The 14,758-nt window shown below is 69.2% G+C and carries 11 protein-coding genes; 5 read left to right on the top strand and 6 right to left on the bottom strand.

Annotation, left to right across the window (positions count from 1 at the left end; translation table 11 throughout):
• Window positions 1–46 precede the first annotated feature (46 nt).
• Entirely contained in the window at window positions 47–331 is a 285-nt protein-coding gene (locus tag AC6I6X_RS03260) for a winged helix-turn-helix domain-containing protein (protein WP_497929063.1), read from the top strand.
• On the opposite strand, the gene AC6I6X_RS03265 is transcribed toward AC6I6X_RS03260, so the two are convergent.
• The 4 genes from AC6I6X_RS03265 to AC6I6X_RS03280 form a co-directional block, all read right to left on the bottom strand.
• A complete protein-coding gene (locus AC6I6X_RS03265; protein ID WP_497929064.1) occupies window positions 328–2,934 on the bottom strand; it encodes a DEAD/DEAH box helicase in 2,607 nt (868 codons plus the stop codon). The two genes, AC6I6X_RS03260 and AC6I6X_RS03265, sit on opposite strands and share 4 nt — an antisense overlap.
• A gap of 2 nt (window positions 2,935–2,936) precedes the next feature.
• The gene (locus AC6I6X_RS03270) at window positions 2,937–4,430 is read right to left on the bottom strand and encodes a ribonuclease H-like domain-containing protein (protein WP_497929066.1); all 1,494 of its coding nucleotides are present in this window, start codon (window positions 4,428–4,430) and stop codon (window positions 2,937–2,939) included.
• Between the two features lie 116 nt (window positions 4,431–4,546).
• Window positions 4,547–4,816 (bottom strand): hypothetical protein, encoded by a 270-nt coding sequence (locus tag AC6I6X_RS03275; protein WP_497929067.1) that lies wholly within the window; start codon window positions 4,814–4,816, stop codon window positions 4,547–4,549.
• 366 nt (window positions 4,817–5,182) lie between these two features.
• On the bottom strand, window positions 5,183–5,857 hold the full coding sequence (locus AC6I6X_RS03280; protein ID WP_497929068.1) for a helix-turn-helix domain-containing protein: 675 nt from the start codon (window positions 5,855–5,857) through the stop codon (window positions 5,183–5,185).
• 76 nt (window positions 5,858–5,933) lie between these two features.
• On the opposite strand from AC6I6X_RS03280, the gene hutU reads away from it, so the two are divergent.
• Genes hutU through hutI form a run of 3 tightly spaced genes read left to right on the top strand, consistent with a single transcriptional unit; the run spans window position 5,934 to window position 9,993 of the window.
• Window positions 5,934–7,676, top strand: a complete 1,743-nt coding sequence (gene hutU, locus AC6I6X_RS03285) for a urocanate hydratase (protein WP_497929069.1) — start codon at window positions 5,934–5,936, stop codon at window positions 7,674–7,676.
• The gene (hutG, locus tag AC6I6X_RS03290) at window positions 7,673–8,680 is read left to right on the top strand and encodes a formimidoylglutamase (protein WP_497929071.1); all 1,008 of its coding nucleotides are present in this window, start codon (window positions 7,673–7,675) and stop codon (window positions 8,678–8,680) included. Before hutU ends, hutG begins: the two co-directional genes overlap by 4 nt.
• Window positions 8,677–9,993, top strand: a complete 1,317-nt coding sequence (gene hutI / locus AC6I6X_RS03295) for an imidazolonepropionase (RefSeq protein WP_497929072.1) — start codon at window positions 8,677–8,679, stop codon at window positions 9,991–9,993. Before hutG ends, hutI begins: the two co-directional genes overlap by 4 nt.
• Window positions 9,994–10,106: 113 nt before the next feature.
• On the opposite strand, the gene AC6I6X_RS03300 is transcribed toward hutI, so the two are convergent.
• Complete coding sequence (locus tag AC6I6X_RS03300; protein ID WP_497929073.1) at window positions 10,107–10,460, bottom strand: DsrE family protein; 354 nt, start codon at window positions 10,458–10,460, stop codon at window positions 10,107–10,109.
• Window positions 10,461–10,582: 122 nt separating this feature from the next.
• Between AC6I6X_RS03300 and hutH the strand changes: the two genes are divergently transcribed.
• Window positions 10,583–12,202, top strand: coding sequence for a histidine ammonia-lyase (gene hutH / locus AC6I6X_RS03305; protein ID WP_497929074.1), 1,620 nt, complete (start codon window positions 10,583–10,585; stop codon window positions 12,200–12,202).
• Between the two features lie 254 nt (window positions 12,203–12,456).
• Here the strand turns inward: hutH and AC6I6X_RS03310 are convergent, their stop codons facing one another.
• On the bottom strand, window positions 12,457–14,541 hold the full coding sequence (locus AC6I6X_RS03310) for a bacterio-opsin activator domain-containing protein (RefSeq protein WP_497929075.1): 2,085 nt from the start codon (window positions 14,539–14,541) through the stop codon (window positions 12,457–12,459).
• Between the last annotated feature and the right edge of the window lie 217 nt (window positions 14,542–14,758).

Genomic DNA, 14,758 nt, shown 5'->3' on the forward strand with positions numbered 1-14,758 from the left:
GCCTCGAGTCGATACACACACGGTTCTACGCACGAATGGCACCCACATGGAGGACGAAGTCGAGTGGATGAACTACGGGGACGATCAGATACTCGAACTGCTACAGTCGGAGGACGTCTTCGCCCCCGACCACGTCGCCGAAGAGGTCCCCCTGCGGGGCCCGGAAGTCGCCGTCCGGTGTCGCGAACTCGCCAAACACGGGCTGTTGACCAAACGCATGGCCGGGATGTACGAGGTCACCGACCTGGGCGATCGGTTCCTCGCGGGCGAGGTCGATCCGGAGGAACTGGCCGCCGATAGAGACGACGAAGACACGGAAACAGCGGACTAGGAGATCGAAGCCGGCGGTCGACGCCGCTCCGTTTCGGAGTCGTCGGCTCCGGAATCGTCCACGTCCGGGTCGGACGACCCGGAGACCGCCGACCACGCCGACCCCGACCCGATCGTTGCGGCGTCGCGTTCGTCCAGCAGCGCGTCGATCACGTCCGTCGCGGCGGGTGCGTACAGCGGCCGGTTGTCGTTGCCACAGCGATCGCTCATTAGGCACGCCGGACAGCCCTCGTCGCGCCCGCAGGGGCAGTCGACTATCAACTCGCGAGCGCGGCGGGCGACGGCCTCGTACTCGTCGTAGATACTCCGGGCGAAGCCGACGCCGCCCTCGATCGCGTCGTAGATGAACCAGCCGCTCGTGTCCGACGCGTCCGGGAGCCGGTTGGTCGCGAGACCGCCCAGGTCGGCCGCGTCGACGTTCAACTCGAGCGGCGCGACGGCGATCATCGCGTGCTCGATCGCGTGGATCCCGCCGAGGTAGCCGTGCAGTCGCGGCGGGATCTCCTCGCACTCGTCGTTGTGGTAGTCGCTGTGGGCGGTCCGGACCGCGCGTTCGACGTCGTCGGGAACTTCGGCCCAGCACAGTTGCGTACGCATCTCAAGCGGCGGGACGCCGGTCTCGAGTCCGACGGCGCGGACATCACCCGAGTCGATCTCCCGGCGCATGAACGTGCTGTAGTGGACCGTCACCGTCCCGTAGCCGTAGTTGAGCCGAAACGGGCCGACCGCGCGGGACTCGCGGACCTCGGTGTCGTAGATCCGGACCTGGCCCTGCGACTGGGTGTAGTAGTCCACGTCCACCCGTTCGAGTTCGACGACCGGCTGTGGCCGATCTTCACGGAGCGCGACGACCTCGTACTGGTCGCCCCGGAACCGGACGATCGCGCCCTCGTGATAGTCCCGGTAGGCGCGGTCGCGCCCGATCGGTTCGTGATCGATCGATCCCTCGCCGACGAGGCGGATCTCGAACGTGTTTCCGCCCGAGGCGTAGAGGCTCACCTCGTCCTGGGGCCGGTCGCGGTGCGCGTAGGTGACGCCGCCGTCGAGCGATCCCTCCAGATCGCCCAGCCGCCGACCGAACTCGACCGCGCGTTCGAGTCGCTCGCGCCCGCCGAACCGATCGGCGTCGGCCGCCGTGAGCGGGAGTTCCTGGGCGGCGCAGTTGACGTGTCGCCGGTAGACGGGATTGTTCTCGAGGTCAACCACGGCGTTCTCGTGATCCGCCTCGAGGACGTACTCGGGATGGTCCAGAATGTACCGATCGAGCGTCGCGTGACTCGGGACGAACACGGAGAGGGCGTCGCGCTCGTCGCGCCCGGAGCGACCGATCCGCTGCCAGAACGACTGCCGGGAGCCGGGATACCCCTGCAGGACGGTGCCGTCGACGCCTCCGACGTTGATCCCGACCTCGAGCGCGCTCGTCGTCGCCACCCCGTCGAGACGACCGTCTTTCAGGCGGTTCTCGGTCGCCCGCCGCGACTGCTTGCCGTGGCCGGCGTTGTACGGCGCGAGCGCGGCGGTTCCCTGGTAGGGCAAGCCGGCGTCCCCGAGGAACGACTCGGCCCGATCGACGGCCAGTTCGGTCCCCTTCCGGGAGCCACAGAACAGCAACGAGGGCACGTCGTGGTAGCAGAGGTGGGCCCACACCTCCGGCGCCTCGACGGTCGCGGGCCGTTTCGAGAGCGGTTCCCAGCCGCCGGGTTCCTCGGCCGGTCCGCCTGCGCCACTGCCGCCCGTCCCGCCGGTGGCCCCGCTTCCGCCCCCGTTCTTCGCGGGCGGATCCCAGAAGACGAGGTCGCGTTCGCCCCGCGGCGATCCGTCCTCGTCGACCACCGTCGCCGGTTCACCCGTGAGTGCCCGGACGTGGTCGGCGGGGTTGCCGATCGTCGCCGAGGTCAGGACGTACTGGGGGTCGCCGCCGTACCAGTCGACGATCCGCCGGGTGCGCCGGAGGATCCACGCGGCGTGCATCCCGCCGAGTCCCGTCCACGAGTGGGCCTCGTCGACCACGATCAGGTCGCAGTTGGCGTGGAACGTCGCCCAGCGGTGATGACCCTCGAGGTACTGGTTCAGCCCCGCGAAGTTAGTGATGACCGCGTTCGCCTCCTCGCGAATGCGGCGCTTCTCGTCGCTTCTCGTGTCGCCGTCGTAGACGCCGACCGTGACGTCCAGGTCGAGCGTCCCCCGGAGCAGGTCGTTCAGTTCGCGTTCCTGGTCCCGGCTGAGCGCCTTCGTGGGGTAGACGATCAGCGCCCGCGTCTCGGGATCCTCGAGGTAGCGCCGCGCGATCTGGAGAGCGTACACGTACGTCTTCCCGGACGAAGTCGAGGTCGCCACGCAGACGTTCTCGCCGTCCCCAAGCGCGTCCAGCGCCTCGGCCTGGTGGCTCCAGAGGTCGGCCCCGAACCGCGAGGCGAGGTCCGGGGGTAGCACCTCCGCGGCCGGGACGTGACTGGCCGCTCGCGCCGGGATCGTGATCCGCTCCTCGACCTGGCCACGATACCGCCGCGAGGGGTACGTCTCCCGCAACTCCTCGGCGGTCAGCGCGAGTCCGTCGTCAGCGGTCGATTCGTTCCGTCCGCGAGTCCAGTTCTCGTTGCCCATCGTCAGAAGTCACCCAGTCCGGTCTGTGTCGACTCGTCGCCGTTTGGCGAGTCGATCGACTCGTCGGCCGCCGGCTCGGCGGCCACGATCGCGTCGTAGACCGCCGCCAGTTCGCGCACGTCGCCCTCGCAGTACCGTCTAACCGCCTCCCAGTCGATCGCGATCGGGTCCGGCGACTCGATCGATCGGCGGAGTCGCCGGGCGAACGTCGCCCCGTCGATCGCGCCGGCGGCGGCCCCGCGGTCACACCCGATCGCCCTCGCGACGTCCTCGAGCCGGTTCGTTCGACCGGGCAGGTGCGCGTGGTCCTGCCGGACGGCCCAGTCGTACGGATCGTACCTGCGCACGTCCTCGCGCCAGAACTCGGCGAACGCCGGCGCGTAGCGGCTCACGAACCGATCGAGGTGTTTGTAGTCGAACTTGTACCCGTTCCAGGCGGCGATCGCGGGTCGATCGTACTCGGCGGCCAGCCACTCGAGGAACGCCCGCGTCGCCGCGCCGGGATACTCGCGGGACGGCTCCGTATCGACGAAGTCAACGTACGCGTCGCGGTCCGGGTCGTAGACGCCGATCAGCGGGATCACCGTCGGCGAGAGGCCGTCGGTCTCGATGTCGACAAACAGCGGCTCTCGCTCCGCCGGCGGAACGGGCTCCGACGAGCGGCGAACGACCCGTCCGTCGGCGAGCGCGCGGGCACTGGCCCGCATCGTTCGCGCCGTCGCGTCGCCGACGCCCCGGACCGATCGCAACTCTACTGGCGACGCGTCGGCCACGGCCGTCCGGGAGTCGAACCCCTCATCGCGGAGGCGGCGCGCCGTCGTCGGCCCGACCCCGTCGAGAGCCCGCAGACCGAACCGATCCGCCGGGACGGACGAGACCGAGACGGCACCGTCCGTGGCGCATCTGAGACAGGCCAGTTCCGGCGCGCCCGATCGCCGAATCGGCCCGAGCCCCCGAACGGGGAGTCGAACGTCCCGGCCGTCGGCGGTCGCCGTCCACACGTGCGCGTAATTCGCCGGGAGCGAACCGGTGAGGAACGTCGTCTCGGTCGCCGATCGGGCCTGGTAGCGGGCGATCGCGTCGCGACCCTCGAGGGTGGCTTCCATGGCGACCTCGTCGGCCCGCGTCTCGACGTCGTCACAGACGACGTAGTCGGCGTCCGCGGGGACCTCGGACTCCGTCGCAGTGGCCCCGTCCGGATCGGCGTCCGAGAGCGCGGCGAGTCGCGACGCGAACCCGATCGTGACGCCGCCGACGGTCGCCGATCGAACCGACGCGGCGCCGCCGGGATCGAGCACCGGGCCGTCGAACGCCCGGCGCAGTCGGCTGACCGTCCGGACGTCCATCCCCTCGCGGACGACGGCGACGATATCGGGGTCGAACACGGCGAGGACGTCGGCCAGTCGCTCCGCCGTGGGTGCGTCGCCGGACGGGCCGGCGAGCGCGTCACAGCGCACCGCGAGCACCGCCGCGCCCGCGTCGTGTTCGACGGTCATACTCCTACGGTGAGAGCGATCGCAGAAAAGCGTTTGCGGACCGGGCGACCGTGACTGACCGACGAACTCGCTCCGGGGCCGACGATCGTCACACGGGACGCAGGTCCCGGTCGTCGTCACTCCGGGATCGGTCGCCGCGTATCCACCACGCGCGCACCCCGTTCGGCGACGCGAATCTCCGCCCAGCCCGGCAGTTCGTCCGGGTCGATCGGGACGAGCATGAGCAGGGCACCGTCGCCGGTCCCGACGAGCCGTCGCTCCGGCGATCGCTGTCGAATGCACTCGGTCCAGTCCCCGGTTCTGAGTCGTCTCCGAACCTGCCACTCGGTATAGTATCGGCCGTTCGACCCCGCGAAGAGCGCGTCGACCGGCACGTTCACTGACACGCGCCGGACACCTCCAGCCGTTCCGTGGGCCGTCGCCTGCGTCGAAACACCATTCTCGGTCGAACGATGCGCGGTCGATCGGATCGGTGCTCGGGTTCACATACGTGACTTTTAAGATTCCGTGACTATCACGAGTGTCTGAACGGCACCCTTCTTCGGCATCCTGATCGGCGGCGTAAGCGTCGTCGGCTACACGGCCGTTCTCCCGTTCGACAGTGCGCTCCTCGGCGGCGTCGGCGTCGGGGGCGCGTATCTCGTCGCGATCGCGATTGGCGGCGCGTTGTACTCGACGTACTCAGTCGCGTTCTACCTGAATATCCCGTCCGACGACGGAGGCCCGGGGACTGACGGAATCCGGCCGGATATTCAGTCTCGCCGGTAGTACGCGACGACGGCGTCGAACAGTTTGGCCTCCGCGCGGCGTCGGTGCTCCTCCGCCGTCCGCCGATCGATCCCGACAGCGGCGGCCAGTTCCACCATCGACGTCTCCCGTGGCGACTGGTAGTACCCGCGCTCGACGGCCAGCGTGAACACCTCCCGTTGCCGGCGGGTGAGCGACGGCAGGACCCGTTCGAGGCCGAGGGGAGACTCGGCCGCGGCCCCGTCGACGCCCGGTTCGAGCGATCGCTTCTCGGCGACGGTCACGTCGAACTCGTCCTGGAGCGATCGGTAGAGGGCCGTGAGTCGATCGGCCGACAGCGCGAGGACGCGACACCACCGCGTTCCGTCCTCGTACCGCAACGGCGGGAGGAGGACGCAGCCGCTCGCGGCGAGGTGGGCGTCGACCGTCGGTTCGTCGGACCCGCGAACGCAGTCGTCCGTGACGACGACGGCGCGTCCCCCGTCGATCAGTGCCTCGTCGACGCCGGCGATGCCGTCGATCCGATCGTAGACCCGATCGACGTCGCCTGGCAACCCGCGGACGCGCAACAGGTCGGCGTGATCGTTACACCAGAGCGCGATCTCGACGGCGAGTCCATCGGTTATCGCGGCGTAGCCGTCCGTCCCGGACAGGCGAAACGTGGCCTCGTACACGGCCATAGATCGTCGTCCAGTTATAAAAGCACAGGCGTGCGCCCACCACACGGCCTTGGAAGTGAGTGACGAACACGAACGCATGCAGGAGTCCGATTCCCGCGACGCGGCGATCGGTGAACCGAGCGACCGGTGGCGCGAGCACCGGGGAGCACCGACCGGAACCGACCTGACGTGTCGCGATTGGCGACAGGAGGCCGCATTCCGGCTACTGAACAACAACCTCGATCCCGAGGTGGCCGAACGGCCCGAGGACCTGGTCGTCTACGGCGGCACCGGCCGGGCAGCCCGATCGTGGGACGCCTACGACGCGATTTGTGCGGAACTGCGCGACCTAGAGGACGAGGAGACACTGCTCGTCCAGTCCGGCAAGCCCGTTGGCCGGTTCGAAACCCACGAGCGCGCCCCGCGCGTGTTGATCGCCAACTCCAACCTCGTGGGCAAGTGGGACGACTGGGAGCACTTCCACGAACTCGAATCGAAGGGGCTGATCATGTACGGCCAGATGACCGCCGGTTCGTGGGCCTACATCGGTACGCAAGGGATCATCCAGGGGACCTACGAGACGCTCGCGGAGCTATCGACCCAGCACTACCCCGACACGGAGGGGTTGCAGGGCAAGATCGTCGTCACCGGTGGCCTCGGCGGCATGGGCGGCGCGCAACCGCTCGCGGTGACGATGAACGGTGGCGTCTGCATCGCCGCCGAGGTCGACGAAGCGCGGATCGATCGCCGCCTGGAGACGGACTACTGCCAGGAGAAGACCGACGACCTGGACGCGGCGATCGAGCGCGCCGAAGCCGCGGCCGCGGCCGGGGAACCCTACAGCGTCGGCGTCCACACGAACGCCGCGGACATGCTCGAAGCCATGCTCGATCGGGGGTTCGTCCCGGACGTGGTGACCGACCAGACGAGCGCTCACGACGAACTCGAAGGGTACTACCCGTCCGGCTACACCGTCCCGGAAGCCGATCGGCTCCGAGAGGACGATCCCGACGAGTACGTCGCGGAGAGTCTCGCGACGATGGAACGGCACGTCGACGCGATCCTCGAGATGCAGGACGCGGGCGCGATCGCGTTCGAGTACGGGAACAACATCCGGGGACAGGTCGCCGACCATTGCGATCACGACGCGGCGTTCGACTATCCCGGGTTCGTCCCCGCGTACATCCGGCCGCTGTTCTGCCGCGGGAAGGGGCCGTTCCGCTGGGTCGCACTGTCGGGCGATCCGGTCGACATCCACCGGACCGACGAGGCGGTCAAAGCGCTGTTCCCGGAGAAAGAGCACCTGCACCGCTGGATCGACCTCGCACAGGAACGCGTCGCGTTCCAGGGGCTGCCGGCGCGGGTGTGCTGGCTGGGATACCAGTCGGGTGATGATCGAGACGGCCTCACCGAGCGCGCACGCTTCGCGCTCCGGATCAACGACCTCGTCGCCGACGGGGAGATCTCCGCGCCGATCGTCGTCACGCGGGACCACCTCGACGCGGGGTCGGTCGCGAGTCCGAACCGGGAGACGGAAGCCATGCAAGACGGTTCCGACGCGGTGGCCGACTGGCCGATCCTGAACGCCCTGCTCAACTGTGCGGCGGGGGCGGACATCGTGAGCGTCCACGACGGCGGTGGGGTCGGGATCGGCAATGCGATCCACGCGAACAACCACGTGGTCCTCGACGGGAGCGACCTCGCCGCCGAGAAAGCCCGCCGCGTGTTCACGACGGACCCGGGGATGGGCGTCGTCCGCCACGCCGACGCCGGCTACGAGGACGCGATCAACGAGGCCCGCGAGTCGGTCGTCCACGTCCCGATGGAGGACCGCGAATGACGGCGGACGGGGCGACGTTCGCCACCAATCCCGACTGGGCCGACGCCGGCGGGTGGAACGGCGCGGCGCGATCGGCCGATCCGACCGACGAACTGTTCGGCCACGTCGTCGCGGAGGTGACGCTCGATCGACTCTCGGGGTCCGGCGTCGCGGCGGTGCTCGTCGGCGAACCCTACGACGGCGCCGTCATCGGCCGCCGGGGGGCCCGCGAGGCCCCCGTCGAGATCCGTCGCTCGCTCGCGCGGACGAAGACCCACCACGTCGACGGCGGGCCGGTCCGATCGATCGGCGACCTCGGGGACCTCCGTTCGCTGATCGCGGCTGGCGATCACGAACGCGGTGACGACGACCGGCCCGTCGACGCGGTCCAGACCGACGTACGAGAGGCGACCGATCGCGTCCACGACGCCGACTCGCTCCCGGTCTTCCTCGGCGGCGACAACTCGCTCACGTATCCCAACGTCGCGCCCCTGCTCGATCGAGGGTCGGTCGGCGTGGTCAGCCTCGACGCCCACTTCGACGTACGCGAGGTCAGGGACGACGCGGGCCCCACGAGCGGCACCCCCTACCGCCAGCTGTTCGAGGCGGGGCTCGATCGCTACGCCTGTCTCGGCGCGCGACACTTCGAGAATTCCACGGCGTACCACGAGTTCGTTCGCGACCGCGGCGGCGAAATCGTCACCGCCGAGGAAGTCGAAGACGATCCCGTAGCCGCCACAATACGGGCACTCGACGCGATGGCGGACGTCGATCGGCTCTACGTCAGCGTCGACTGCGACGTGCTCGACGCGAGCGCCGCGCCAGGGGTGAGCGCGCCGACGCCGGGCGGGATCACGTCCCGAGAACTGTTCCGCTGTCTCCGGGTCCTCGCCGGGGACGATCGGCTCGCCGGCATCGAGGTCGTCGAGTGCGCCCCGGCGCTCGATCGGGACGGACTGACCGTCGACGCCGCGGCGCGGGCAGTGGCCCACACCCTGGCCGGCTACGTGGAGGGACGACGATGAGCGGGGCCGACACGCCGTCGGGTGACGATTCGGCCGGCGACGGGACCTGCGTCGTCTACGATGCCGGCGAACTCGTCGTCGGTCCCGCCGCGGGCACCGACGAATCGCGGACGGGCGACAGTTCACGAGCGATCGGCGACCGGTCAGCCGACGGACCGCTGGAGATCCGCGAGGACGCCGCGTTCGCCGCGATCGACGGCGAGGTCGTCGCCGTCGGCCCGACCGACGAGATCACGCGCGAGTACCCGCCCGAGAGCGCCGCGACGGCGATCGACGCCGGCGGGAACGCGGTCGTCCCGGGGTTCGTCGACCCGCACACCCACGCCGTCTTCGCTGGCGATCGATCGGACGAGTTCGCGGCCAAACTCCGGGGGAAGAGCTACCAGGAGATCCTCGCGGAGGGCGGCGGCATCCTCCGGACGGTCCGTGCGACCCGGGCGGCCAGCGACGCGACTCTGCGCGAGAACCTGCGCGAACACCTCGAGGTCATGCTCGCCCACGGGACCACCACCGTCGAGGTCAAGTCGGGGTACGGCCTCGACACCGAGACCGAACTGCGGCTGCTCGAGGCGATCGATCGCGTCGCCGACGCGCACCCGATCGACGTCGTCCCGACCTTCATGGGTGCCCACGCGGTGCCGGCGGATCGGGAGCCCGACGCGTACGTCGATCGGGTGATCGAGGAACAGCTCCCGGCCGTCGCCGAGCAGGGGATCGCCGAGTTCTGCGACGTCTTCTGCGAGGCGGACGTCTTCGACGTCGCCCAGTCGCGGCGCGTGCTGGAGGCGGGCGAAGCGGCTGGCCTCACGCCCAAGATCCACGCCGAGGAGTTCACCCGGCTCGGCGGGTCGCAGCTGGCCGCCGACCTCGGGGCCGCGAGCGCGGATCACCTGCTTCACGCGACCGAGGAAGACGCGGCGGCGCTCGCGGCGGCCGACGTCGTTCCCGTGCTCCTGCCCGCGACGGCGTTCGGCCTCGGCGAGGCGTACGCCGACGCCCGGACCTTCCTCGATGCGGGCGCACCCGTCGCGCTCGCGACGGACTTCAACCCGAACTGTCACGCCCGTACGATGGAATTCGTCCAGACGCTCGCCACCGTCGGGATGGGGCTCACGCCGGCCGAGGCGCTCCGCGGGGCGACTCACGACGCGGCGCTCGCGATCGATCGCGAGGACGGGACCGGGACGCTCCGCGAGGGCGCGCCGGCGGACGCCGTGGTGCTCGAGGCCCCGTCGATCGTACACCTCGCGTACCGGTTCGATACCTCCGCCGTCGACACGGTCATCAAAGCGGGCGTGGAGGTGGACCCATGACCACCGTCACGCGATCGGCAGGACCCGTCCGACCGGACTGCCGGCAGAACGAGCGGACGAACCGAATTCCAGCAGGAGCGATCGGACGGCGAGGCGGAGCGGGTTCGGGACGGTCAGAACGTGATGATCTCGTAGCCGTCGCCGACGAGCGATCGGATGCTCGGATGGCCCTCGAACTCGTCGATCGGGGCGGCCTCGCTCGCGTCGACCTCGTCCTCGACCCCGTACGCGCCGGCACAGTAGTCACAGACCTGCGCGTGGTCGGCGACGGCCGCGTACAGCGCGTGGTAGTCGTGGTCCTCGTCCTCGAGTTCGCCGACCCACTGGGTCCCGGCGCCGTCGAAAATCAATTGGACGTCGTCGCCCGCCTCGTCGAACTCCTTCGTGACCTGGAGGGCGTTGACGACGCGTCCGAGGTCGGACGGCGCTTCGGTACCTGCGAGCACGACTATTGCTGCGTCTGGCATGTGGACGTCCCTTTCGAGACGATGAGTATGACCCTTCTGCGGTCGTGTGCGTGGAAGCCACGATCGACCACGACGCCACCTCGGACGGACGACGCGCGTGAATCGTCGCGGGGTGACGATCGATGACGACCGTCGAACTCGACGGCGAGAGCCTCACGCCGGACGCCCTCGTCGCCGTCGCTCGCGAAGACGCGACGGTCAGCGTCCCCGAGTCGGCCCGTGATCGGGTGCGCGAATCTCGGGAGCGAGTCGAATCGGTGATCGAGAGCGGCGACGCCGTCTACGGTCTCAACACCGGGTTCGGCGAACTGGTCGACGAACGAATCTCGCCGGCGGACCTCGAGCGGCTGCAGGTCAACCTGCTCCGGAGCCACGCCGCCGGCGCGGGGAGAGAACTCACGCGCGAGGAGGTCCGCGCGATGATGGTCGCCCGGATCAACGCCCTCGTCAAGGGCTACTCTGGCGTTCGCGAGCGGGTCGTCGACTCGCTCGTGGCGATGTGCAACGAAGGCGTCCATCCCGTCGTCAAGTCCCGCGGGAGCCTCGGCGCCAGCGGCGATCTCGCCCCGCTGGCGCACATGTCGCTGGTGCTGATCGGCGAGGGCGAGGCGATCGTCGACGCCGAAACCGCCGGGGACGGCGACGGGACGACACAGCGGGTTTCCGGTGACGAAGCGCTCGCGGCGATCGATCGGGACCCGCTCGAACTCGCGCCGAAGGAGGGACTGGCGCTTATCAACGGCACCCAGTTGACGACCGGCCTCGCCGCCATGGTCGTCGTGGACGGCGAACGGCTCGTCCGCGCCGCCGACGCCGCCGGCGCGCTGACGACCGAGACGACGCTGGCGACGACGGCGACGTCGGCCGCGGCGATCCAGGACGTGCGCCCACACGCCGGCCAGCGCGAGAGCGCCGAACTGATCCGACGGCTCACCGCGGGCAGCGAAGTCGTCGAGGCCCACCGCAACTGCGATCGGGTCCAGGACGCCTACGCGCTCCGGTGTCTGCCGCAGGTCCACGGCGCGGTCCGGGACGCACTGGCGCACCTCCGCGCCGGCGTCGAGACCGAACTGAACAGTGCGACCGACAACCCGCTCGTCTTTCCCGCGGACGCGGTCGACGATCGCGCCTCCGGCACCGATCGCGGCGCGATCCTCTCGGGTGGCAACTTCCACGGCGCGCCGCTCGCCCTGCGACTCGAGTACGCCCGCCTCGCGCTGACCGACCTCGCCGCGATCGCGGAGCGCCGGATCGATCGGCTCCTCAATCCGAATCTCCAGGAGGACCACCTCCCGTCGTTTCTCGCCGCGGACAGCGGCCTCGAATCGGGGTACATGATCGCCCAGTACACGGCCGCGGCGTTGCTCAACGAGATGCGATCGATCGGGGCCGCGTCGACGGACAACACGCCCGTCAGCGGAAACCAGGAGGACCACGTCAGCATGAGCGCACAGGCGGCACTCAACGCCCGAACCGCCGTCGAGAACGCCAGGACGATCGTCGCCGCCGAACTCGTCTGCGGGACGGAGGCGACCGAATACGTCGACGACGCCTTCGCGGCGGACGACCTCTCGCTCGGCGCCGGCACGAGCGCGGTCCGGGACCTGGTCCGGGACGTCGTTCCCCCACTGACGACGGACCGGCCGATCCACACGGACCTCGAGGCGGTCGCGGCGCTGGTCGATGCGGGCTGTCTCGACGATGCGTTCGATCGGGCGCTCGCGGGATTCGAAGCTACGTGACGCCAATCTGGTAGGTATGGGATAACTGCGTCCGGTGCGACCGCGAGCAGTCCTCCACTCCTCGAGTACCGACGTACGCCGATCGTATCAGTAGGTAACGTTTTCCGTGTCGAGTTCGTAGCCCGCTGTGCCTTCGACCGGACGAAGGCTGTCCGACGGCAGGGACGCCATTCGAACACACCACCTACCGTTCCCGCTCCCGTCGGACCTGCGATTTCTGGTGTTACAACGCCGCCGAGTCGTGCGACCGGCCGCTACTCGGTCCCGCTGCCTGTCTCGAAGAACTCCCCGAGCACCGTCTTCAGTCCCTTCCGGAGGTGCTGGTGCATCGTCGGCGGCGAGACGTCCATCGCATCGGCGATCTCCTCGCCGGTACTCTCGCGCGGCCAGTCGAAGAAGCCGCTGTAGTACGCCAGCCGCAACGTGGTCAACTGGCGATCGGTCAACTCGTCGAGGATCCGGGTTCGGCGCTCGGCGGCGGTCCGGACCGGGCGATCGACCTCCCGTCTGGCGACCAGATCGGTGTTCTCGTAGACGGCGGTCAGCGCCTCGGCGATCTCCCGGACGTCGGCGTCCTGTGAGACCTCGATCAGGAGGGAGCCGACGCCGTCCTCGACCGTCACGTCCCGGATCGTCGCCCCGTGATTCGCGAGGGTTCGGACGCCCGAGCGGGACAGTCGAAGTTCGATCGTACAGCGACGGGCCCCGTCGTGGATCAGTCGACACGACTCGACCGAGTCGTGATCGGTCGCCTCCTCGAGCACCGTCTCGCCGTCGAGTCCCTCGATCGTCACGAATTGGAACGAGCGGCCCCCCGCCGTCGTCCCGGCCCACTCGAGCGAACAGGTGCAGTCGTACGACTCGGAGAGATCGAACGAGAGCGTGTCGCCGCCGTGGATGTGAAATTCGAGTTCGACGACGGTGTCCGCGAAGAGCAGCTGGCGGTTCTTGACCGCCTGGATGGCGAACCCGATCGTCTCCCCGAGCAGGCGGAACTCGGCCTGTTCGCGCTCGCTGAAGGCGTCGTCCCTGCTCGCGAGGACGGTGAGGACCCCGTAGGTCGCGTCCTCGTGACTGATCGGGACGGCGATCAGGGACGCCACGTCGTCCTCGGCTGCAGCCTCTCGGAGCGGGTCGGCGAGTTCGTCGACCTCCGAGAGCCCGTTCGCCGTCTGGACCTCGCCGGTCGCGAGCGCCCGCTGGACCGGCGGCTGGCGATCGGCCGAGAGTTCGCGGGCCGTCTCGAGGACCGCGTCTGCACTCCCCGACCCGGTCCGGTAGGCGAGTTGCCGATCGGCGGTCCGTTCGGCGATCCACGAGCCACAGTACAGTTCCGAGTCGACGAGTTGATCGCAGACCTCGCGTTCGATCGCCTCCCGCGAGGGAGCCTCGACGAGCGTCTCGATCACCTCCCGGATCACCGCGTTGATTCGGTTGAGCGTCTCCAGCCGATCGCGCCGCGACTGCAGTTCGCGGACGCGACGGGCGCGTTCGGTAACGTCCTGTGCCAACCAGAGGACCGCGCTGGATTCGGAAATCTCGTCGCCGATCGGAACGACCTGCGCTTCGTAGCGGCGTCTCCCGTCGCTCGTATCGACGTCGTACTCGATCGATTGCGCTTCTCCGGAGCGAATCGTCCGATCGATACACGACTGAAGTCGTGCGGCGGTGGGACCGGAAAACGCCTCGTCGATGTTGCTCCCGACGAGTTCGTCGTGAGACAGCGTACACAACTTGGCGGCCTGTCGACGGACGCTCACGTCGAGATAGGTCCCGTCCTCGGCGATGATGAAGGCCTCGTCCGGAAGTTCGTCGGCGATACTGCGAAGGACCCGCCACCCGTCGGTCGATTCCGGTTCCGCGTCGTTCTCCCGGTCGGCGTCGCGCTCCGACCGGATCGTCTCGACGATCCGATCGAGCGTCTCCGTGCCGCTCTCGGCGGGGACGTATTCGGTTGCGCCGGCCCGAAGTGCGGCGGCCGCGACCCGTTCGGACCCGTTTCGTGGCGCGACGATCGTCGGGGCCGACGGGGACGCCTCGTGGACGCGTTCGAGCGCGGTCCGGAGCGACGCCGGCGAATCGATCGAGACGACGACGCCGGCCGGTTCCGCGGCGGTCGTTGCCACACCCGCACGAGAGGCCGACCCGACGGTGCGATCCCGATCGGGGCCGTCCGGATCGTCCGGGGGCGGATCGAGACAGGATTCGAAGTCGGCGTCGGGCGCCAGTGCAGTGACGGTCATCGATGTCTCGTCTCGAAGCGCCGACGCGAGTTGTCGCCGCCGCTCGTCCGATCCCGTAATCACGACGATCCAGTCGTCCCGGTTCGTGCCTGCCATAGAGTCCGCTCGATCGGGGGGTCGATGCAGTGATTCGACGGTCCGCTGGCCCACCGATCCCAGCGGACTCTCACTCTTTTATATTATCTATAGTAAAAAATAAAAACCTGATGGTACGACTCGACGTCTGTCGCTCGGTTCGCCCGTCGATGCCAGTGCGCCGCTATCCGGGCGGTAGACGGTGGTCGAGCGCCCCGGGTCGCGGGTCGACGACCGC

Source organism: Halosolutus sp. YCN4 (assembly GCF_059736495.1).